The 22,530-nt window shown below is 39.4% G+C and carries 17 protein-coding genes, 1 other RNA gene and 1 pseudogene; 7 read left to right on the top strand and 12 right to left on the bottom strand.

What is annotated here, in order from left to right; translation table 11 throughout:
• Nucleotides 1-2: 2 nt before the first annotated feature.
• The gene (locus CXY28_RS02120; protein WP_079361047.1) at nt 3-416 is read right to left on the bottom strand and encodes a universal stress protein; all 414 of its coding nucleotides are present in this window, start codon (nt 414-416) and stop codon (nt 3-5) included.
• A 110-nt stretch (nt 417-526) separates the two neighbouring features.
• On the opposite strand from CXY28_RS02120, the gene CXY28_RS02115 reads away from it, so the two are divergent.
• Complete coding sequence (locus CXY28_RS02115) at nt 527-2,293, top strand: hypothetical protein (protein ID WP_100979308.1); 1,767 nt, start codon at nt 527-529, stop codon at nt 2,291-2,293.
• Nucleotides 2,294-2,296: 3 nt separating this feature from the next.
• Nucleotides 2,297-2,953, top strand: coding sequence for a dethiobiotin synthase (gene bioD / locus CXY28_RS02110; RefSeq protein WP_015643466.1), 657 nt, complete (start codon nt 2,297-2,299; stop codon nt 2,951-2,953).
• Here the strand turns inward: bioD and CXY28_RS02105 are convergent.
• A complete protein-coding gene (locus tag CXY28_RS02105; RefSeq protein ID WP_015643467.1) occupies nt 2,930-3,457 on the bottom strand; it encodes a DUF1523 family protein in 528 nt (175 codons plus the stop codon). The two genes, bioD and CXY28_RS02105, sit on opposite strands and share 24 nt — an antisense overlap.
• A gap of 67 nt (nt 3,458-3,524) precedes the next feature.
• A complete protein-coding gene (gene icd / locus CXY28_RS02100; RefSeq protein ID WP_015643468.1) occupies nt 3,525-4,802 on the bottom strand; it encodes an isocitrate dehydrogenase (NADP(+)) in 1,278 nt (425 codons plus the stop codon).
• Nucleotides 4,803-5,002: 200 nt separating this feature from the next.
• Here icd and CXY28_RS02095 point away from each other — a divergent pair, with 200 nt between their 5' ends.
• The 4 genes and pseudogenes from CXY28_RS02095 (at nt 5,003) to lpxE (ending at nt 11,852) form a co-directional block, all read left to right on the top strand.
• Complete coding sequence (locus tag CXY28_RS02095) at nt 5,003-6,283, top strand: citrate synthase (protein ID WP_100971029.1); 1,281 nt, start codon at nt 5,003-5,005, stop codon at nt 6,281-6,283.
• A 689-nt stretch (nt 6,284-6,972) separates the two neighbouring features.
• A pseudogene (gene labA / locus CXY28_RS02080) lies at nt 6,973-9,108 on the top strand (Hop family adhesin LabA).
• A 595-nt stretch (nt 9,109-9,703) separates the two neighbouring features.
• Nucleotides 9,704-11,269 carry a phosphoethanolamine--lipid A transferase EptA gene (gene eptA / locus CXY28_RS02075; RefSeq protein ID WP_100979307.1) on the top strand — a complete coding sequence of 522 codons (1,566 nt, stop codon included), beginning with the start codon at nt 9,704-9,706 and terminating at the stop codon, nt 11,267-11,269.
• Nucleotides 11,270-11,318: 49 nt separating this feature from the next.
• Nucleotides 11,319-11,852, top strand: a complete 534-nt coding sequence (lpxE, locus tag CXY28_RS02070; RefSeq protein WP_232779970.1) for a lipid A 1-phosphatase LpxE — start codon at nt 11,319-11,321, stop codon at nt 11,850-11,852.
• A 22-nt stretch (nt 11,853-11,874) separates the two neighbouring features.
• On the opposite strand, the gene nspC is transcribed toward lpxE, so the two are convergent.
• The 3 genes from nspC to CXY28_RS02055 form a co-directional block, all read right to left on the bottom strand.
• On the bottom strand, nt 11,875-13,092 hold the full coding sequence (gene nspC, locus CXY28_RS02065) for a carboxynorspermidine decarboxylase (RefSeq protein WP_100979305.1): 1,218 nt from the start codon (nt 13,090-13,092) through the stop codon (nt 11,875-11,877).
• Complete coding sequence (gene cheV1, locus CXY28_RS02060) at nt 13,089-14,054, bottom strand: chemotaxis protein CheV1 (protein ID WP_100979304.1); 966 nt, start codon at nt 14,052-14,054, stop codon at nt 13,089-13,091. Before cheV1 ends, nspC begins: the two co-directional genes overlap by 4 nt.
• A gap of 99 nt (nt 14,055-14,153) precedes the next feature.
• Nucleotides 14,154-15,494, bottom strand: a complete 1,341-nt coding sequence (locus CXY28_RS02055; RefSeq protein WP_198542588.1) for a COG3014 family protein — start codon at nt 15,492-15,494, stop codon at nt 14,154-14,156.
• A gap of 173 nt (nt 15,495-15,667) precedes the next feature.
• Here CXY28_RS02055 and ffs point away from each other — a divergent pair.
• Nucleotides 15,668-15,765, top strand: an RNA gene (ffs, locus tag CXY28_RS02050) — signal recognition particle sRNA small type.
• A gap of 30 nt (nt 15,766-15,795) precedes the next feature.
• Here ffs and CXY28_RS02045 read toward each other — a convergent pair.
• The 6 genes from CXY28_RS02045 to dnaG all read right to left on the bottom strand — a co-directional run bounded on the left by CXY28_RS02045 (nt 15,796) and on the right by dnaG (nt 22,495).
• Entirely contained in the window at nt 15,796-18,159 is a 2,364-nt protein-coding gene (locus tag CXY28_RS02045) for a VirB4 family type IV secretion/conjugal transfer ATPase (RefSeq protein WP_100979302.1), read from the bottom strand.
• Nucleotide 18,160: 1 nt separating this feature from the next.
• Complete coding sequence (locus tag CXY28_RS02040) at nt 18,161-18,424, bottom strand: hypothetical protein (RefSeq protein WP_000584956.1); 264 nt, start codon at nt 18,422-18,424, stop codon at nt 18,161-18,163.
• A complete protein-coding gene (locus tag CXY28_RS02035; RefSeq protein WP_001272690.1) occupies nt 18,424-18,705 on the bottom strand; it encodes a TrbC/VirB2 family protein in 282 nt (93 codons plus the stop codon). The genes CXY28_RS02040 and CXY28_RS02035 overlap by 1 nt, the downstream gene beginning before the upstream one ends.
• A 145-nt stretch (nt 18,706-18,850) precedes the next feature.
• On the bottom strand, nt 18,851-19,678 hold the full coding sequence (locus CXY28_RS02030) for a DUF5718 family protein (protein ID WP_100979301.1): 828 nt from the start codon (nt 19,676-19,678) through the stop codon (nt 18,851-18,853).
• 88 nt (nt 19,679-19,766) lie between these two features.
• Nucleotides 19,767-20,819, bottom strand: a complete 1,053-nt coding sequence (locus tag CXY28_RS02025) for an MnmA/TRMU family protein (RefSeq protein ID WP_100979300.1) — start codon at nt 20,817-20,819, stop codon at nt 19,767-19,769.
• Nucleotides 20,816-22,495 carry a DNA primase gene (dnaG, locus tag CXY28_RS02020; RefSeq protein WP_100979299.1) on the bottom strand — a complete coding sequence of 560 codons (1,680 nt, stop codon included), beginning with the start codon at nt 22,493-22,495 and terminating at the stop codon, nt 20,816-20,818. Before dnaG ends, CXY28_RS02025 begins: the two co-directional genes overlap by 4 nt.
• Between the last annotated feature and the right edge of the window lie 35 nt (nt 22,496-22,530).

The following is a 22,530-nucleotide window of genomic DNA, read 5'->3' as shown; positions in this document are numbered from 1 at the left end:
TGCTACTTGGCGATCACAACAGGGATACTGGATTGTTCAACCAAGCTATTTTGGTGTGAAATGAACAAACGATACAACAAATTGGATTCGCTCGCCCCGATCAATAACAAATCATAATCCTTAGCCATTTCCAAAACCACATCAATCAAATCACCGCTTTTTAGAACGCTCTCGCACTCTATATTTTCTTTTTTGAAAGCGTCTTCAAATTGCTTTAACAAAGCCTTAGCTTTTTCTTCTTCTAAGGCTTCTGTTTGGCCGTAATCCATCATCCCGCTTTCGCTATAAATAAACACTTCCATGCTCACATGCAATAGAGTGAAACGGACCTCTTTAAGCGAATAGGCTAACTTGACAGCGAATTTAATAGCGTTATAACATTCTTGCGTGTCGCTAATCCCAAATAAAATATTCATAAGAACCAACCTTAAATGGAGTTTTGGTATTATACCAAATAAACCCTAATGACCCGCTGAAAGCTCAAAGATAAAGCGCTACAATCTCGCTTAAAGAAAAGGACACGAAAATGCTATTGAATTACGATTTTTTAGAATTTGTTGATGAGCCACAAAGAAACAATTCTTTGACAGCATCTATTGATAAAGCGTTAGCGGACAAGAAATTAGCAAGACAAAATAAACCCAGAGTAAGGATAAAAGGTGGATTGTCTTTAAGAGCGACACTAGATGCTTTTGGTGAGGAACTCTCACGACTTAAAAACTCACAAAACACGACTATTAAAGCTATTAGTCTTAATAGTATTGTCAATAAAATCAAAAGCGGACTACCTTTTGGGACTATCTCGGCGTTTAGAGTTTTTAAACCTTATTTTGAAGCTACATTCACTGATGACCAACAAGCCTTGTTAAAAAAAGCGTATAGTAGTGGATTAAGACCTAATGAAAAAGACAAAATATCAAAGCTTTATTTAGCTCAAATGAAAGAGAATAAGATTAAATTTAGAGAGGCAACTGATGACATTGACCCCACAAAATCTATTAAAGTTAAAGACTTCTTTAAGCCACAAGGTAAAGTTATCCCACAATATAAGATTTTAGTTAAAGGAATTTATGAGACATTGAGTAGGAAGTTAGGTAAAAATTATGTTGATAATTTCATAAACAGCAATGCGACAATGAGAGACTTTATGTCTAGCGATAAATTTGTCAAAAAATACCGCTACACTCAAAAAGACAATATTAAAAGGACACAAGAGCTAAAATCTCTATTAGACCAAAAGAGACACTTTTTAGGTTATCTACAAGTAACAGGTTATTGGAAAGATAGGTTAGATGACCCATTATTACCAAGCAAAGAAGTTAGTTTCTTTGTGTTTCAAAACGAACCTAGTAACTCATTTAACTTGAAAGACCAATTATTAGATTTGGCAAATTATTTCAATCAAGCGGCGATTTGTTATTGCGACAACGCCGAGACTGGAAAAGTAGATTTAGTATTAGCGACAGAAAAGGATTTTGGTAAAGTGGATTGGACTTTTACAGGCATCACATTCTCTGCTCCTAATGAATTGCCACAATCTCTCACAAGATTACAAGACAAAGTCTATACTTTCTTTAAAAAAGAGGACAAAGACAATTATGGTGTGTATTTTAAAGACATCGTTAAGACACAAATAAAAGCGATAAGACTACCTAGAGATACAGAGGGGTTAGGAGTTATGGACTTTGTTAAATCTAGCATTATAGCAAGACAGAATAGTTCTAGGACTAATGGGTATCAACAATCATTCTCTATTGATGAGATAGAGGATTGGGAACGAAAAGGTATTTTTGACAGAGAAAAACTAAAATGTATCACAAGCAAAAGCTTTAGACAGAGCTATAACCACAATATTAAAATCCGCAAGGTTGCCAACGCTATGCGACAAGGAAAAAAAGTGAGTAGGACATTATTAGCTAAAGTGCTTGCTAACACCATAGACACCGATGCGGGTTATTGCTTTATTTCACCGACAGATTTAGCGACACAGCTTAACAATATCAGCCCTAGACTATCTAAAAGTATCGTTACCGCCATAGAGCAAGCAGAGGGAGTTAGACTGAATTATGCGTTAATTGACAAAGTTACTTATAATTCAGTCCACAATATCTTAAGTTTCATTTTTGATATTGATAACCCTTTAAGCGACCAAGCGTTTGAGGAGTTGGTGATAGATGTCCCAAAAGAAGCGCTAAAGAATGTGAAGCTACCACAAATCAAAAATGTATTGACCGCTCAAATCTTTGATGGGGCTTACCAATTTAGAGGTAATGACCATAAATTTAAAGGTTAAACCATGCTTTTTATCAGCGCGACTAACACCAATGCCGGAAAAACCACATGCGCTAGGCTATTAGCCCAATATTGCAACGCTTGTGGCGTTAAAACGATTCTATTAAAGCCCATTGAAACGGGCGTTAATGATGCAACCAACCCCTTTAGCGACGCACATCTGTTCTTGCAAGATAACCGCCTTTTGGATCGCTCTTTAACCTTAAAAGACATTTCATTCTATCGTTACGCTAAAGCTTCAGCCCCCCTCATCGCCCAACAAGAAGAAAACCAAAACGCCCCCATTGACACCAATCATTTAATCCAACGCCTCCAAAATTTCACCAAAACTTACGATTTAGTCATCGTTGAAGGGGCTGGGGGGCTATGCGTGCCTATCACTTTAGAAGAAAACATGCTAAATTTTGCCCTAAAATTAAAAGCCAAAATGCTTGTGATTAGCCATGACAATTTGGGCTTGATTAATGATTGTTTGCTGAATGACTTTTTATTGAAATCCCACCAACTAGACTATAAAATCGCTATCAATTTGAGGGAAAATAACACCGCTTTTCACAGCATCAGTTTGCCCTATATTGAGCTTTTTAATACACGCTCCAATAACCCCATTGTGATTTTCCAACAAAGCCTAAAAGAATTAATGAGCTTTGCTCTTAAATAAAGTGCAGACAGAACTCACGCTGATAAAAAAGCCCATTAACAGCAAAGCGTATAAAATCCAGCTAAAAATGGGCTTTGAAATGTCAGTGCTCTCTTTTAAGGGCTTTAAAAAAATCACATTAGGGAACATGTTAAACAAATTGATCCGCCAGCCATAGTATTTCACTTCCACTTGCTGGTTGACTAAACTTTGAGCGAGGGCTGAAATATCAGCCGAATTAAACTTAAAATAAAAAGGGAAGCTAAAGCGCGTGTCTTCGTTACGATAAACGGTTACGCTTTTTTTATCTTCAGGGTCGTAAGTTTGCACAAAATAGACATCTCTAGCAAGGGTTTTTACTTCCTTATTATTGGGCGTGTTTTCATTTTCATTCATTCTTTTGACTTCCACCCCGCTAATGACAGCCACGCTATAATGGGGCATGCAATAGCTCACTAAAAGCATGAGCGCTAAAAAGATCGCCGTTAAAATGAACAAAACCACATTACGCACAAATTTTATCAACTTCATTCCTTATGATAGTATTAGCCTTTTTTTCGCATTCAAACACCAGAGCTTAAAAAACGCTCTTTCACATGTTTTCAATCATCACGCTAGCGAATTCAGAGCATTTCACTTCTTTAGCCCCATCCATCAAACGAGCGAAATCGTAAGTTACTTTCTTGCTTTTAATCGCTTTTTCCATGGCAGAGACGATCAAATCAGCCGCTTCCACCCAGCCCATATGCCTTAACATCATTTCCGCGCTCAAAATAATAGACCCCGGATTGACTTTATCCAGCCCAGCGTATTTAGGAGCGGTGCCATGGGTGGCTTCAAACATGCCCACTGTGTCATTGAGATTAGCCCCAGGAGCGATACCAATGCCCCCCACCATCGCCGCTAACGCATCAGAGATATAATCCCCGTTCAAATTCATGGTCGCAATGACGCTGTATTCGCTAGGGCGTAAGAGGATTTGTTGCAAGAACGCGTCAGCGATCATGTCTTTAATGATGATTTCTTTACCGGTTTTAGGGTTTTTCAAAGAACACCATGGGCCTTTATCAATGACTTGAGCGTTAAATTCTTTTTGAGCGAGCGCATAGCCCCACTTCATGAACGCTCCCTCAGTGTATTTCATGATATTGCCTTTATGCACAAAAGTTACGCTTGGCTTGTCGTTATCAATAGCGTATTCAATCGCTTTCCTAACCAGCCTCTCTGTGCCTTCCTTACTAATGGGTTTTACCCCTACGCCACTGCTTTCAGGGAAGCGGATTTTTTTAACCTTTAGTTCATTTTGTAAAAAATGGATGAGTTTTTTCGCTTCTGTGCTGCCTTCTTGCCATTCAATGCCCGCATAAATGTCTTCAGAATTTTCTCTAAAAATCACCATATCCACTTTTTGTGGTTCTTTAACCGGACTCGGACTCCCATACCACCGAACCGGTCTCAAGCACACATACAGATCCATTTTTTGGCGTAACGCTACATTCAAAGATCTAAACCCCTCACCAATAGGCGTGGTCAAAGGCCCTTTAATAGAAACTTTATAATGGTTAATCGCTTCAATAGTGTCCGGTAACAGCCATTGCTCTTCTGGGCTTAACTCTTTGTGATCTTTAAATTTTTGATAGCATTTTTCGCCCACAAACACCTCATACCATGCGATTTTTTTCTCGCCCTTATACGCTTTTTGAACCGCGCTATCCACCACTTTAATCATCGCTGGGGTAATATCTGATCCAATGCCATCGCCCTCAATAAAAGGGATAATGGGGTGGTTTGGCACATGCAATTTGTTGTCTTTAATCGTAATTTCTTCGCCCTCTTTAGGCTTTTGTAAAATTTTAGGGTTGTAAGCCATCTCTTAATCCTTTTTATAAAATTTAAGTAACTATACTAGCGCAAAAATACTATATAACCCCTAAAAATCTTTTTTTTGAATGCGTGTTTAAAAGTAGCGGTTGGAAATAACTTGAAAAAACGCAATGTTTTTAAAAAGAAATCATTTAATTTTTTGGCTTATAATGGAGTGCTATCATTCTAAAAACTTAAGGAAGTCAAATGTCTGTCACTTTAATCAATAATGAAAATAATGAACGCTATGAATTTGAAACGATTGAAGGCACCCGTGGGCCTAAAGCGGTGGATTTTTCCAAGCTTTTTGAAACGACCGGGTTTTTTTCTTACGATCCAGGGTATTCTTCTACCGCTGGGTGCCAATCTAAGATCAGCTATGTCAATGGCAAAAAAGGCGAATTGTATTACAGAGGGCATAGAATAGAAGATTTAGTCGCCAAATACAAATATGTAGATGTGTGCAGGCTATTACTCACAGGGGAATTACCCAAAAATCAAGATGAAAGCTTGGATTTTGAATTGGAACTACGCCACAGAAGCTTTGTGCATGAGAGCTTACTCAACATGTTTTCAGCTTTCCCTAGCAACGCCCACCCTATGGCGAAACTCTCTAGCGGTGTGTCTATTTTATCCACCCTTTATTCCACGCACCAAAACATGCACACTGAAGAAGATTACCAAACGATGGCCAGAAGGATTGTCGCTAAAATCCCCACGCTTGCGGCTATTTGCTATCGTAATGAAGTGGGAGCGCCCATTATTTATCCGGATATTGCGCGCTCTTATGTGGAAAATATCCTTTTCATGCTGAGAGGGTATCCTTATAGCCGCTTAAAACACACCACTCAAGGCGAAGTAGAAATCACGCCCCTAGAAATAGAAGCCTTTGATAAAATCCTAACCTTGCACGCTGATCACAGCCAAAACGCCTCTTCTACCACGGTAAGGAATGTCGCTAGCACCGGCGTGCATCCTTATGCAGCTATAAGTGCTGGCATTAGCGCTTTATGGGGGCATTTGCATGGCGGAGCGAATGAAAAAGTGCTTTTACAATTAGAAGAAATCGGCGATGTGAAAAATGTGGATAAATACATCGCACGCGTGAAAGACAAAAACGACAATTTCAAACTCATGGGCTTTGGGCATAGGGTGTATAAAAGCTACGATCCGCGCGCCAAAATCTTAAAAGGCCTGAAAGACGAACTGCATAAAAAAGGCGTTAAAATGGACGAGAGGTTGAGCGAAATCGCCGCCAAAGTGGAAGAAATCGCGCTAAAAGACGAGTATTTCATTGAAAGGAATCTCTACCCTAATGTGGATTTTTACTCCGGCACGATTTTAAGGGCTTTAAAAATCCCGGTGCGTTTTTTCACGCCGGTGTTTGTCATTGGCCGAACCGTGGGCTGGTGCGCTCAATTATTAGAGCATGTCAAAAGCCCACAAGCTAGGATCACGCGCCCAAGACAAGTTTATGTAGGGGATTAATGTTGGGCTAGGCTTTGTTTTAATAAAGCGTTGATGATAGTTTTAAGAAACGCTCAAAGCCTTGTTTAAAGAGTAAGCGTCTCGCACCAAGCAAGCGGTAATTTTTTACTAACCGCATGCAAACACCCCAAAACTCAAGGATAACCCCACTTTTTTAAAGAAACCCTTGAGTTTTTAGGCTTAGGGAACGCTCTTATAAATTAGCGTTTTATTGAAACCACCACTTTTTAAAAACCCTTGAGTTTTTGAGGAGAATAATTGCAAAACCTTTTTATCTCCTTAAGAAAATCCTTTTTACAACAAAATTTACAACAAATCTAAAGAAAAAATCATTTTTATAACAAATATCAAGCAATCAAATCTTATTTTTTAGAAAAAATCCTTTTGACAACAAATCTCAAACAACCAAACCAAACAATCAAAGTTAAAAACCCTTTTTTGATAGCTACCCCTATTCAAACAAAACCTCATTTCTTTTAAAATCATTTTCATTGGTTTAATATTTGTTTAGAAACTCCACAAAAACCTTTTTTTTTTTTTTGAAAGGACAAAAACGCCTAATTAATATCAAAATCCCATTAATTTATACTATATTAACGAAAGCTTGCGGTATAGAATTACTTAAATATACATTTGCGCAAGATTTACGGACAAAATCAATCTTATTTCAAGTAATAAAAGGAGAAAACATGAAGAAAAAATTTCTGTCATTAACCTTAGGTTCGCTTTTAGTTTCCACTTTAAGCGCTGAAGAGAACGGCTTTTTTGTGAGTGCGGGCTATCAAATCGGTGAATCCGCTCAAATGGTGAAAAACACCAAAGGCATTCAAGAACTCTCAGACAGCTATGAAAGATTGAACAATCTTTTAACGAATTATAGCGTCCTAAACACTCTCATCAGGTAGTCCGCCGACCCCAACGCTATCAATAACGCAAGGGGCAATTTGAACGCGAGCGCGAAGAATTTAATCAATGATAAAAAGAATTCCCCGGCGTATCAAGCGGTGCTTTTAGCCTTGAATGCGGCAGCGGGGTTGTGGCAAGTGATGAGCTATGCGATCAGCGTTTGCGGCCCTGGCTCTAACAAAGATAAAAATGGAGGCGTTCAAACCTTTGAAAATGTGCCATCAAATGGGGGGACTACCATTACTTGCGATTCGTTTTATGAACCAGGAAAGTGGAGCGGTATATCCACTGAAAATTACGCGAAAATCAATAGAGCTTATCAAATCATCCAAAAGGCTTTTGGAGCAAGCGGGCAAGATATTCCTGCTTTAAGCGACACCAAAGAACTTAATTTTGAAATTAAAGGGAAGAAAAACGATAGCGTCCAGCCAGGAGAAAGATGGAAATTCCCATGGACTAATGGAAAATTTGTTCCAATCAAGTGGGTGAATGGGACTTACACAGAAACTAAAGAAGACATCAAAGTATCCAACAACGCTCAAGAGCTTTTACAACAGGCTAGCACGATTTTAACCACCCTTAATGAAGCATGCCCATGGTTGAGTAATGGCGGTGCAGGTAATGTGGGTGGTGGCAATAGTTTATGGGCTGGAATAGACAAAGGCGACGGAACAGCGTGCGGGATTTTTAAAAATGAAATCAGCGCGATTCAAGACATGATCAAAAACGCCGAAATAGCCGTAGAGCAATCCAAGATCGTTACCGCCAACGCGCAAAACCAGCACAACCTAGACACCGAGAAGACATTCAACCCCTATAAAGACGCCAACTTCGCCCAAAGCATGTTCGCTAACGCCAAAGCGCAAGCGGAGATTTTAAACCGCGCTCAAGCAGTGGTGAAGGACTTTGAAAGAATCCCTGCAGCGTTTGTGAAAGACTCTTTAGGAGTATGCCATGAAAAGGGTAGCGACGGCAATCTCCGTGGCACGCCATCCGGCACGGTTACTTCTAACACTTGGGGGGCCGGCTGCGCGTATGTGGGAGAGACCGTAACGAATCTAAAAAACAGCATCGCTTATTTTGGTAATCAAGAGGAGCAAATCAACCATGCGCGAAACCTCGCCTACACTTTAGCGAATTTCAGCGGCCAGTATAAAAAGCTAGGCGAACACTATGACAGCATCACAGCGGCCATTTCAAGCTTGCCTGACGCTCAATCTTTACAAAATGTGGTGAGCAAAAAGACTAACCCTAACAGCCCGCAAGGCATACAGGATAACTACTACATTGACTCCAATATCCATTCTCAAGTGCAATCTAGGAGTCAAGAACTCGGCAGTAACCCTTTCAGACGCGCCGGGCTAATCGCTGCTTCTACCACCAATAACGGCGCGATGAACGGGATTGGCTTTCAAGTGGGCTATAAGCAATTCTTTGGGAAAAACAAACGATGGGGCGCGAGATACTACGGCTTTGTGGATTACAACCACACCTACAATAAATCCCAATTTTTCAACGCCTCTTCTGATGTTTGGACTTATGGCGTGGGGAGCGATTTGTTAGTGAATTTCATCAACGATAAAGCCACTAAACACAATAAGATTTCTTTTGGCACGTTTGGCGGTATCGCCTTAGCCGGGACTTCATGGCTTAATTCTCAGTATGTGAATTTGGCGAATGTGAACAATTACTATAAGGCTAAAATCAACACCTCTAACTTCCAATTCTTATTCAATCTGGGATTAAGGACCAATCTCGCCAGGAATAAGAGGAGAGGTGCTGATCATAGCGCGCAACATGGCATGGAATTAGGCGTGAAGATCCCCACGATCAACACGAATTACTATTCTTTGCTAGGCACTACCTTGCAATACAGAAGGCTTTATAGCGTGTATCTCAACTATGTGTTTGCTTACTAAAAGCTTAAACCCCTTTTTAAACCCTCTTTTTTGGGGGTTTAATCTTTTTTCGCTGACTTCTCACTCGCTTTTTAACTTTTCATAAAGTTTTTATTTTTCTAAACTTTTTTAATCTTTTCCACCAAACAAAGTTTTTTGACTTCAAGCGTTAATCACAAAAAATACTCAAAGGCGTTTTTTACAATCTAAATAAAAATTAGCGTTATTCAAGCGATCATTTTTATAACCCAATGAAAACGCCCCAAAGTCAAGGACAAACCACCCACAAGGAAACCCCTAAGCTTTTTAGGCTTAGGGGAACTTTGGCTAATAAAATTACTTTTCTATAGAAAAGACCACTTTAAACCCCTTAAAAGAGATTTTAATGTATAATACTAACCAAGAGTTTTTATCATGCTTTCTTTTCATGATAAACCCTTTTAAGAACAGATTTGCCCCATATCCTAACTATGGGGCGTGATGAAACCCTACAACAAACGCACTTTAAAGCTCTTAAACGCAACCACCCTAAAAGCGCTTTCCACCCTTAAAATAAACCATAAAATCCCCATACCTACGATATAATCCTAAGACTGATTGATTTTAAGGGGCGTGTTTGACATCATTATTCCATCTGAAGTTTTTAAAGCCCCTAAGTTGTCTGCAAGCCGGTTTGCTCTATAGCCTTATTTTTGGCGTTTTATACCATTTCCCTTTGTTCGCTTACGTTTATAAAGAAAGCAACCAGGTTAGTTTTATAGCCATGATTATTATCGTGCTTTTTTGCGTTAATGGCACTCTTTTTTTGGCGTTAGGCTTGATCTCTGCTTCTTTAATGCGTTGGAGCGCGATAGTTTTTAGTTGGCTCAATTCTGTCGCTTTCTATTTCATTAGCGCTTATAAGGTGTTTTTAAATAAGAGCATGATGGGCAATGTCTTAAACACCAACACGCATGAAGTTTTAGGCTTTTTGAGCGTCAAATTATTCCTTTTTATCGTTGTTTTTGGGGTGTTGCCCGGCTATATCATTTATAAAATCCCCCTTAAAAATTCTTCTAAAAAAGTGCCCTTTTTAGCGATCTTGGCGTTAGTGTTTATCTTTATCGCTAGCGCTTTAATGAACGCTAAAAATTGGTTGTGGTTTGACAAGCATGCGAAATTCATAGGGGGCTTAATTTTGCCCTTCGCTTATAGCGTGAACGCCTTTAGAGTGAGCGCTCTTAAATTTTTCGCCCCCACTATCAAGCCGCTCCCTCTTTTTTCGCCCAACCATTCTCATTCGTTTGTGGTGCTGGTCATTGGCGAAAGCGCCAGAAAGCGCAATTACGCCCTTTATGGCTATGATAAACCCACCACCCCAAGATTAAGCAAACGCTTAGAAAATCATGAACTCACTCTTTTCAATGCCACTTCTTGCGCCACTTACACGACAGCGAGTTTGGAATGCATTTTAGATTCTTCTTTTAAAAACAACGCCTATGAAAATTTGCCGACTTACTTGACTAAAGCCGGTATCAAAGTCTTTTGGTATAGCGCGAATGACGGCGAAAAGAACATTAAGGTTACAAGCTATCGTAAAAACTACGAATTGATTCAAAAATGCCCCAATTGCGAAGCGATCGCTCCTTATGATGAATCCTTACTCTATAATTTGCCTGACCTTTTAAAAGAACACTCTAATGAAAATGTCTTGCTCATCTTACACCTTGCCGGCTCGCATGGCCCCAACTACGACAACAAAGTGCCTTTAAATTTTAGGGTGTTTAAGCCCTATTGCTCAAGCGCTGATCTGTCTTCTTGCTCCAAAGAAAGCCTGATTAACGCCTATGACAACACCATTTTTTACAACGACTATCTGTTAGACAAAATCATTAGCATGCTTGAAAAAGCCAAACAGCCCGCCTTAATGATCTATTTGAGCGATCATGGCGAGAGTTTGGGCGAAGAAGCGTTCTATTTGCATGGCATTCCTAAAAGCATCGCCCCCAAAGAACAATACGAGATCCCCTTTATTCTGTATGCCAATGATCTTTTTAAAAAGGAGCATTCCATTATCCAAACCCAAACCCCCATTAATCAAAATGTGATTTTCCATAGCGTTTTAGGGGTGTTTGAGGATTTTAAAACCCCAAGCGTTGTTTATCGCCCTTCTTTAGATCTGCTCAAACACAAAAAAGAGTAAAATAACACTCATGAAAAAATTCTTATTTAAACAAAAATTTTGTGAAAGTCTGCCCAAAAGCTTTTCTAAAACTTTGTTAGCGCTCAGTTTGAGTTTGATTTTATTGGGTGTTTTTGTGCCTTTCCCAAAAGTCCCTAAACAGCATAGCGTGCCTTTGGTGCTTCATTTCACCGAGCATTACGCGCGCTTTATCCCTACGATTTTATCTGTGGCGATTCCTTTAATCCAAAGAGATGCGATAGGGCTTTTTCAAGTCGCTAACGCTTCTATCGCTACAACCCTCCTCACACACACCACCAAAAGAGCCTTAAACCATATAACAATCAACGAGCAGCGTTTGGGCGAGCGCCCTTATGGGGGTAATTTCAACATGCCAAGCGGGCATTCGTCTATGGTGGGTTTGGCGGTGGCGTTTTTGATGCGCCGTTATTCTTTTAAGAAATACTTTTGGCTCTTACCCCTAATCCCTTTAACCATGCTCGCTCGCATTTATTTAGACATGCACACCATTGGCGCGGTGTTGGCCGGGCTTGGCGTTGGAATGTTGTGCGTGGCTCTTTTTACAAGCCCCAAAAAGCCTTAATTAAAAGGCTTTAATTGAGATCTTAATTCCTGTTTTTATAATATTCATAAGAAAAGCTTTTGAGGATTTTAAAACCTTGCGAATCTATTTTAGCCAGGCTTGGCAGTGGCACGCCATTAAATGAATTGTTTTTCACGATCGTATAATGGAGCATGTCTTGAAACACGATTTTATCGCCCCTTTTTAAAGGCGTTTCAAAGCTAAAACTCCCCATAAAATCCCCCGCCAAACAAGTAGGGCCGCCTAAAAAGTAAGAAAACGCCCCTTGATTTTCGCCCTTTTCAACTTCAATAATTTCTTCATCGTTTTCTACAGAAATTTTAAGGATACTAGGGCGATAAGGCATTTCTAGGCAATCTGGCATGTGAGCGCTAAAAGAAGCGTCTAAAATCGCAATTTCTTGATCGTTTTGAACGATATCTATCACGCTTGCGATTAAAAACCCGCATTGCCACCCTATGGCTTCCCCAGGCTCTAAAATCACTTCTATATCGTGGTAGCGTTCTTTAAAATCCTTAATCGTTTGGATGAGCAAATTCACATCATAATCGCTCTTAGTGATATGATGCCCCCCACCAAAATTCACCCACGCCATGTTTTCTAAATAAGGCTTGAAATGCCTTTCCACATGCTCTAAAGTCCGGCACAAAGCGTCGGCGTTTTGCTCGCAATGCGTATGGAAATGCAACCCGCTCACCCCCTCTAAGCCATGCTCTTTGACTCCCTTTTCAAATTCGCTAGGCGTAATCCCTAACCGACTTGTTTTAGAGCATGGGTTATAAATCGCTGGGGTTACTTCGCTATAAAGGGGGTTAATCCTCAAACCCATTTTAATGGGGCTTAAGCCCAAGTTTTCTAACTGCTTGTTTTTGTCTAAAATCCTGTCTTTATAGGTGGCGTACTGGTAAAAAGAGTTGAAAATGATGCTTGTCGCTAGGGGTAAAATCGCGCTCATTTCAGCTTCTTTAAAGGCCGGGCTATAAACGCAAATTTCCTTATGGCTCTCTCGCCCTCCAAACTCTTCAAAAGCGAGCTTGGCCTCATAAAGACCGCTCGCGCAACACCCGTTCAATTTTTGCCTCAAAATCCCAAACTCACGCCAAAACGCATACCCTTTTAAAGCGAGCAAAACCTTTGCCCCACTTTGCTGGCGCACGATTTCTAAAATCTTGGCGTTTTTTTCTAAGCGTTCGCTCTCTAACACATAGCAAGGGGTGGGGATAGCGCTGTATTTTTTCATGCTAATTCCAAAAATTGCTTAACCACCCGTTGGATGTCTTTAGGGTTAGACTTGGAGATGAAATCATCGGCCTTTAAACTCCTGGCCATGTCTTCATTAGAACTGCCGCTCATAGAAGAATTGACCACAATGGGGATTTTTGAAGTCAAAGGATTGTTTTTAACCTGCTTGATCACTTCAAAACCGCTCGCCTCTGGCATTTCCAAATCGGTAATAATCAGGCCAATATTACCCACATCGGTTGTTGGGTTGAACAAATGCTCTAATAAGGTTTTACCATTGATAAAATCTATATGCTTGACGCCCAGCTTGTCTAAAATCATTTGCATGGTTTTTAAAACGCTTGGGGAGTCATCAGCGAGCAAAACGCATTGGTTAGAATGGATTTTAGAAAGCGTTTCTAAATCGTTGTGTTTTTCATCTTCAATCCAAGGGAACACGTCTATAAGCATTTTTTCAATATCCACCACTTGCACCAAGCGCCCGTCAAAATAGTGCGTGCGGCTCACAAGTTTGTTGTTCCCAGCAGATCCCCCTAGCCCAGCGCTTTGCTCCATTTCAGTCCATTTCTTGCTCAAAATCCTATCCGCTTCATAGATCCTAACCCCTATGGTCCAGCGAGAAAACTCACAAATCATAACAATATCGTCTTCGCCTTTTTCTTTTTCTATCCTGTAAGGGCGTAAATCCTTGTTTTTGTTTTGGCTGTCATAATAAAACCATTTTTTCATATCAATCAAAGGAATGGTGAGCTCTCTTATAATGATCAAGCCCTCAACGAGTGAATTGTTTTCGTGGCTGATGATAGTGAGATTGCCATGGTATTTCACCACTTCACGGATCTTAAAGACATTGACCGCATACAAATCCTTGTTTTTACCCAGCCTGAAACACAACAATTGCAACTCGTTATTTTTATGCAAACTCGTAACTTGATCAATGCCCGCTAAACTATCAGCCATGACTTCCCCTTAATTTAGGTTTTCGTATCGTTTTATAATTATATCGTGTTTGTGTTTAATGCCAACGACACTTAAAAACTATCTTTGGGGTTTTTTAAATCATTTTAAATGACTCAAAACAAACCCGTTTTTAAAGCTGCGCACATATAAAATATTATGGCGGTTAGAGCAAAAGACTTGTGGGGCTGTTACAAACCCTGAAAGCAATTCCCTAGCGTCAATGACTTTAGGGCTTTCAAGCGATCTTTTACAAGGCTTTAATGAAAACGAAAAAGCGTCAATAGAATCAGCTCGAACTTCATAATTTTCAAAAGCCTTATTTTTGATACGCATAAGATAGATTTTATGGGCAAAAATGCTCGTGTTTCTGGTGTCTGCAAAGGTGCTTACACCTGAATACAACGAAGTTACTAGCCCTCCAACAAACCCCAAATAATAGTTCGCTACCGCTTGCATGCCCACCTTAAAAGTAGCCGATAAAATGGCTCTAGTGATAATATAGGGCAATTGCTTCCTAAATTCGCTAGCGACCACCGCATCTATTGAGGCTAAAGTGTCAAAGGGCGTTACTTTTTCTCCATCTTTGAGGGTGAAATTTTGATAAAACGCTTCCCCTTTTTCTAGCTTGGGCAAGGCTATACTCACGTTATAAACCGAATCGATCATAAAAATAGGCACATCAATTTTAAATTCGCTTTTTTGCGGCTCTTTACCATCTTCAATGATGATCCAAGTGAAATGACTCCTGTTAGGGTTTTTGAAAAAAACCAAGTCTTGGGCTACAAAAGGGCTTTGACTGATCCCATAGGCTTCATTAAGATAGCCTAACCCCTTATTTTTATCCCCATCTAAAGCGTAAAACAACCCTGAAAGATACGAAACCGCCGGGTTAAGCAAGCCTTGATAAGCTTCGTATTTGTCTAAATTAGAATAGGTGTTGTTTAAAATCTCGCTCACTTCTACCCTAGAGCGTTCCATATTAATATTGTGCTTTTTGCTAGAATCGATCTCTTTAATGGCTTTTTGAACTTCCTCATAATAAAATTCCTTAGCCCTGCGCTGGCGTTCATTCGCGCGGTTGAATTGCACCCTAGCGTTCGCGCTATCGTTTAAAAGCATGTAGTCTATCGCTTTGTAATAATTGATTAAAACGCTCTCATAAATATTCCCCCCATAAGCGCGCACGTTATCATTAATCATGGTAGCGCCCACATAACTAGCCCCTCTTGTAAAAGCGCTTTGCGTTTTATCAAAGCGTTGCTCGGCTTGATCTAATACCCCTAAAGAAGTCTCGTAATCTCTGGCGTATAAAGCGCTCAAGCCGTTTTGCAAGTCCCATAAAAGAGCGTTCTTTTTTTTCTTAGTGAATTGTTTGGAATATTCATAAGCTTTTTTAGGGCTTTCTTCATAATAGAGCGTGTTAAAATGTTCTAAGTCCATACGATAGCCTATGCAACCTGTTAATGATATTCCTAAAATTACCGACATCAACAGAACGAATATTTTCAATCTAACCCTTTTAATTGACATTTTTTTGCTTGACTATTTGAGCGTATCATAACATTTTTAATGAAAACATAAGCTTTTTATGGCTAAAATGATCCCTAAGCTCTTATTTAGACCTATGCAATAGGACTTTAGGGTAACGCTTCAGGGTAGGAATACAGCAGAGTCCCCTAATTTCTTGTGTGCCTTAGCCATCTGAATAGGAGTGCTTCAAAATAATATTAACTTTTTAAAACTAGCTCTTCAAAAGTTTCTCACGCCACTCTGTAGGGTAGTCTTTTTGTAACGCTTTTACTTTATTCACATGGCTAGAATCCGAATTAAAGATTTTCAAATAACGCCCCAAACTTTCCAAGCTCACATCAATCATGTTAGAATTCCCGTTACCCAGATTTTTGACTAAAACCTGCCTAGCATACAAAGGGGTGTTTTCTAAAAAAGAAATTTCAGTTTCGCTCAAAGGCACATTGAAATGGTGTTTCAACTCCCTAGCGTTTTTTTGCGGATACAAAATAAGAGTCCCCATGTTGCTTAAAAAACTATGAGCGTTTTTGACCCCGCTTAATTGGTAAATATCTTGCAAGGCCAACACCACCACGCCATTAGCTTTTCTGGCTTGCGTGATTAAAGCGTTAATTTTAGCGTTCAATAAATCGTTTTCCACATAGGATTTAAACTCGTCTAAAAAAACCAAAAAACCGCTGTCGTTTTTCCTGGATTCTTCTAAGATTTTATAAAACAAGTAATAGGCTAAAAGCCCTAAGTCTTTAGGGTTTTGGGTGATGGTGTCTAGGTTTATCACATTTAAAAAAGCGTTGGAGTTGAACGCGTCATTCAAAGCGTTAAAAAGGGGGTTATTCAAATACGGCTCTAAACTCAAGCCCAATTGGTTAGATGAGGTTCTTTTAAGCGTTTCTTTAAAATCTAGCAAACTAAAAGCTTTAGGGTATAAAGTCTCATAAAGGCTCTTAATCGCGCTAGAAATCGCATTCATATCTTCCAAGGCTTCTTTATCCCTTGAAGGGGCAAGATCAAGCATGCTCAAAAAGAAGGATTGCAAAAATTCCAAATTCTGCAAATTAGGCTCTAAACAAAAGGGGTTGATGCTAAAAGATTGGCCGTCATGGTAATGCCCTTTAAAAAATTTGGTGAAAGAATACAACCCTTGCATCCTGTCAAATGCTAAAAGGCGCATGTTTTGGTATTTCAAAGCGCTCATCATTAAAAAGCTAATCAGCGTGCTTTTACCGCTTCCGGTAGCCCCTATGATTAGAGTATGCCCATTCACTCTAGCGATTTCTTTAGCGTTGTTGTGGCTCACTTCTTGGTTGTGGAAATTGAATAAAAAAGGGGAATAATCCAAATTTTTAAACACGCTCAAAGGGCTATTCCCCCATGAATTAGCTTTAAAGCCTAAATTTTGCCTTTCAAACACCATCAAACACGCTAGGGCTTTAGAGGTTAAAAAACGCAAGCGGTGGTTCAAATGGATGCGTTCAGGGAAAAAGGAAAAATACCCCCCTTTCAAGCCAAAAGTTTCTATAACGCCCACTAAGTTTTCTTTAAATAAAAGCCCTAAAATTAAGCTTGTTTGAGCGTCTAAATCCTCTAAACTGGGGGCTTTGATAAGAATGTTTAGGGCGAATTTTTGCATGGATAGGCGTTTGGTTTTGACTAATTCTTGGTATTCTAGCAGCTCGTTTTTAACGAGATTGGACATGCTAAACTTGGCCCTCTCTTTTAAAAAACTCAGCGTTTTATGTGCACTCATAGGCTCTATAGAAAAGATAATATCTAGTGGAGTCTCTTGGTATAAAAGCGCTCCGATCGCTATAGAAGTGATGCGTTCGCTCTCATAAGCTTTAATGCCAATCAAGCGGTTGTAGGTTTTTTGATTAAAGCTTTCTTGAATGAAATAATCCTTTTCAAAAGTGATAGAACTAGCGATATAGCTATCGCTCAAATACCCCCCTACTAGGGGCTTTAAAGGGAGATCAAACCCGTTAATGTATTCCGCATAAAAATTCAAAACCTCTTTGGAGCTTAAGAGTTTGGGGGCATAATTTTTGAGCTGGATTTCTAAGCTTTTTAAAGTTTCTTGCAAAAAATGCGCTTTATAAGAGAGAATGTCCTTAAAATTTTCCCTATTGGCATGCATGAGAGATTTTTTCTTATGCTCTAAAACGCCTTGTAAAGAGTGTGCGCTTTCTAAAACTAAAAAATACTGATTTTCATACACTTCTTTGTTTTCAAATTGATTCAAGATCGCTTGCAAGTATTGAGAATCAGATTGAATGTTTTGTTGGTGATCAATTTTACGCCTTTTAACCACCAGGCGCGCCACGACTTTTTCTAAAGAATCCAACGCCATCTGGCGCTCGGTGAAGAGATCTTGCAATTGCTCTGTGCTTAAATGGGTGTAGCTAACCCCCTCTAAACGGAGGATGCCCACTAAGTTTTCGTTTTTAGTGAGTAAAAAATGCTCATCATACAAGCCTAAAATGTTGTTTTCTTCGCTCATAGAATAGCTTTTAGGCAAAACCCCTAAAAAATAGTTTGAAACTTTTTGTTTGATAGCACTTAAAAGCTTTTCTAACATCCTACGCTCTATAACATTTGGTTTTAGTCTTTATTTTGCTTTTAGCCACAATAATATCTGCAATATCTTCATCAAAAAATTCCAGCACGCTAAAGAGCGCTAAAAACCCTAAATACAATAAAAAAGCGCTCAACAAATCAATCCAAGGGAGCAAGATAAAAGGCGCAAAAACAGAAATCAAATAAGATTTAGCGTTCAGCCATAAAAATTTTTCTTTAACCGAAATTTCACGCAAATTCTTCACGCTCGCTGAGAGGATAATCATTAAAAAATTCCCATAAACCAATTCGCTAAACTCGGGGCTTTAAAGAATAAAAAAATCCCAAACACCACGCCAAGGATCGTGAATAAAATCTCTTTCCACCGGTCTAAATTCCTCCACACATAAATAGCGATCCCTATGAAAATCACCATTAAAATCCCCTTAGCGATGGGGCTTTTGAGCTGGGCTTCTAGGGCGTTAAAAAACCCCTCTAAACCTTCAGCGAACAAACTTGAAACGCACATGCCTACTAAAAAAACGATTTTTAAAAAATGAGCGGACATCAAAACCCTTTTGTTTAATTTTAATTAACTTTATAACGCTTTATTATCTCAAAAAAACCATAAAAATCCTCTAAAAGGGGGTCAAAAGGGGTGCATTTGATCTTTAAAAGGGTAAAAAAGCAAAGCTGAAGAGGTAAAAGCCTTACTATTCTACGATTTGATAGACATAAGAAAGATTGGTGTGTTCTTTGGTTTGTAGGGTGTCTTCTTCTAAGAGGCTTTGAATCTTTTCAAAACTATATTGTAAATGGTTGTAAGCGACGATCACCACCTCATCGCCTTTTTGCAAAAAATGCTCTTGTGCAAAAGGCATATAAGGGGTAGCCCCAATCGCAAAAATCATTTTAGTAGGGAAATTATGGTGCTCTAAAAAAGGTCTTAGAGCCTCTAAAGAGTCGCCATCTTGTTGGTGGTTTAATTGGTCTTTGATCCAATCTAAAAGCTTTTGATAAAAAAACTCGTATTTGAGCAATTTGCTGTTTTCCCCATAAATGTGCCAAACATTATTGTATTTCAAAAAAGACGCGATAGAGAAATTGTTACACACCCCCCCATAAACAAACCTATCAATGGGCAATTTTTGCCCTATACCTTTAGAAGCTGGTGAAAAATTCTTTTTTTGGGAGAGCTTTGCGGCTTCTAAATTACGCACAGAAGCGTCGTTAAACGCCATGAAAAAATTAGGCACAAGCTTGGTTACCAAATGTTTTTCATCGTATTTAACATCGCATTCTAAAGCGATTTCTGGCTCTGCTTGCACTTTCAAATTCAAATCACTAGGCAAAATAATCTTATGGTTATTAATGCAACAACGCCCCAGATAGCAATTCTCATACGGGATATAAAAAGGGAATAACCCCTTGGGGGCGTCCTTTTCTTCGCTTTTCATGTTAATAAAACTATGACTCTCTCCTGCTTGCTCCAAATGTCCTGCAAAATTCCCCACCACACCAAAACCTAAAAACTCTTGCATGCAAACCTCCTAGCAAATAGCTTAATGATTAGAGCTTTTTCCATTATAGCATAAAAAGAAAACCCCTAAAATTCTCAAAAACTCCCTTTTAAGCGAACAAATATTCTCTAGCGTTCTCTTTATCCAATGGGTAAAGCTCGCGTTTTTCATCCCCTATTTGAATGAGGTAAGCTTGATTTTTTAAAGTCTTAGCATAGCCTAAAGCGATACGACCGGCCAATTCTTTATCTTCTTGGCTGGCGTTTTTATCCACTAAACTCAAAGGGCCTTTACAGCTTAATAATTCAATCTTATCCATTAAGGGGTGTTGAATGTCTAGCTTATGGTTTTCTTCTTCATTCCTTGCCACCACCAAACGAGCGTTATTAGGTAAGATAAAATAACGCCCGTTTTTGACAATCGCACTATCTTCAAACACCATTTCTCTGTATTCTTTCAAATTCTTAATCTTATTGCTCACTTGAATGTCCGTAAGCAAGCACCCCCCACCTGGCTTTTCATAATATTTCAAGCCGTAATCTTTGATCATTTGCAATTGTCTAGTGCGCCCCCTGCCACTCACATCTAAAAGCTTTTCTCTATCAACAAAACCCTTTTTTTCCATAAAAGTAGGCTCTAAGAGTTTAGCGCTCATGGGCCTTAAGAGCAATTCGTCTAAAAATTGCGGTTTTTCATCGCCTGCTTGCGTTCGGTCTAAAACGGGATCAAAACGAGCCTCTTCGCCCACCTCTCTGACTAATTTCCTCACCTGATTGAGCGCTTCTTTCCTTTGGGATTTAGGGCGTTGCCCTAGCACTTCCCCGCTCAAAACAAAATCCGCGTTCAATTCAAGCATCTTATAAAAAGCGTTCCTAAACATGTTGGCATGGCAATCAATGCAAGGGTTGAAATACTTCCCATAGCCGTATTTGGGCTTGAACAACACATCGTTAAAGAACTGCTCTCTAATATCGCACACCAAGAGTTTAGCCCCGATTTGCGCGGTGGCGTTTTCAAAATACTCTCTTTTATCTTTATTCCCCCCAAACCCTATATTGAAGTGTAAAGCGGTTACTTCAATGCCTTGATCGATGAGTAATTTCATGGACAACAAACTATCCAACCCCCCACTAAATAGGGCTAAAGCTTTAATCTTTTTCATATGGCGACTAATTCTCCTTGTTTTAATTTCATAATGGCCTGGCGAGCCTTTTTCAAACAGATCATTTTTTCGCTAAAAGAAAGCGGGCTTTTAGGGATTTCTTTGAGTTGCCGCTCAAAATAGCGCAAAATCAACAAACGCAATTCCTTTTCAAACCCCCCTTTTTTTAGGGGTAAATTCGCATCTAATAATAACGCAACTAATTTAGGGTCGTCTAATTTTTCTTGACACAAAGCGTCAAATTCTTGTTTTTTATGCAAGAATACCCCACTATGGATATAGCCCACCGCTAAATCCAACAAGCTTCTGTCTTCTAAAAGATAGCGGATCACCAATTTTTCTAAAAATTCCAAACCCATCGTGTTAGGAACATGAGCGAACTTTTGAGCAAGATTGGGTTTTTCTGTTTTGGGGTAAAAAGGCTGAAAAGAGGCTCGCTCTCTAACCCCTAAAACATGCAAAGGCACTTGCAAAAGAGAAGCGATTAAGGGCTTGTATTCGCTTTGTAAAAGCAAGGAAAAGTTTTTTAAAAACCCTAACATTTCTTTAAGGGCCTTATCTTTTTCTAAAGGATCGTCTAAAAGATAAAAACCCGCCATGCGCCTTAAAACAAATTCAATAAAAGCCATGGGGCGCGATAGCCAATTTTTTAAGGTTTCAATCTGATTATTAGCGATCATATCCGCTGGATCCAGGTTGTTTTCAAACAAAATCACCCCCCCCTTCCTTTGCTCTTTAGCCAACATCAAGCTCGCTTTATAAGCCGCGTTTCGCCCTGCCTTATCCCCATCATAGCTTAAGAGGATTTCGGGATCGCCTTTTTTAAGTAAGGGCAAATGCGATGGCGTTAAAGCTGTCCCAAGCGTGGCTATGGCGTTTTTAAAACCCGCCTGGTGCAATAAAATCGCATCCAAATACCCCTCTGTTACAATAACTTGCTTTTGTTTATAGATGTGTTCTTTAGCCAAATGATAGCCATAAAGCAAACTGGATTTATCAAAAAGCTTATTTTGGGGCGAATTGATATACTTGGCCGCTTTTTCTTTTAAGGTGCGCCCTCCAAAGCCCACCACTTGAGTGCTAGGGCTATAAATAGGGAACATGATGCGATCCAAAAAGCGCAAATAGGTTTTACCCTTTTTATCGCTCTTGCCCAGCACGCCTAATTCAATGAGCTTGTCCTTATTCAAGCCTTTATTTTCAATGCCGTAATCAATCCTATTCGTGCATAAGCCTAATTTAAACGCTTTGATACTCTCTAGGCTAAGCCCTCTTTTTTGCAAATAATTCAAAAAAAACGGGGCGTTAAAAAGCTCTTCTTGATACAACGAACTCACCATTTCTAAAAGGTGGTAATCTTCTTTATGATCATAATAAACGCCTTTGTCATACTCTAAAGCTATATTGAATCGGTGGGCTAATTTCTCTAATGCTTCCACAAACGAAAGTTTTTCAAACTCCATCACAAATTTAATGCTATCCCCGCTCGCCCCACACCCAAAGCAATGGTAAAACCCTTTAACTTGATTGACGCTAAAACTCGCGCTCCTTTCTTCATGAAAAGGGCAACAAGCCATGTAATTCGAACCTGATTTCCTCAAATCCACATAGGAGCTAATGACTTCTACAATGTCTATCGTTTGCAAAAGGCGATCAATGGAACTTTTAAGAATCATTTTTCATGCTTTCTTCATCTTGTTTCTTGTTTTAA

Origin of the sequence: Helicobacter pylori, from assembly GCF_002832345.1 — a bacterium.
In the GTDB taxonomy this organism is placed as follows: domain Bacteria; phylum Campylobacterota; class Campylobacteria; order Campylobacterales; family Helicobacteraceae; genus Helicobacter; species Helicobacter pylori_CP.
This window is presented reverse-complemented; position numbering and strand designations above follow the sequence as displayed.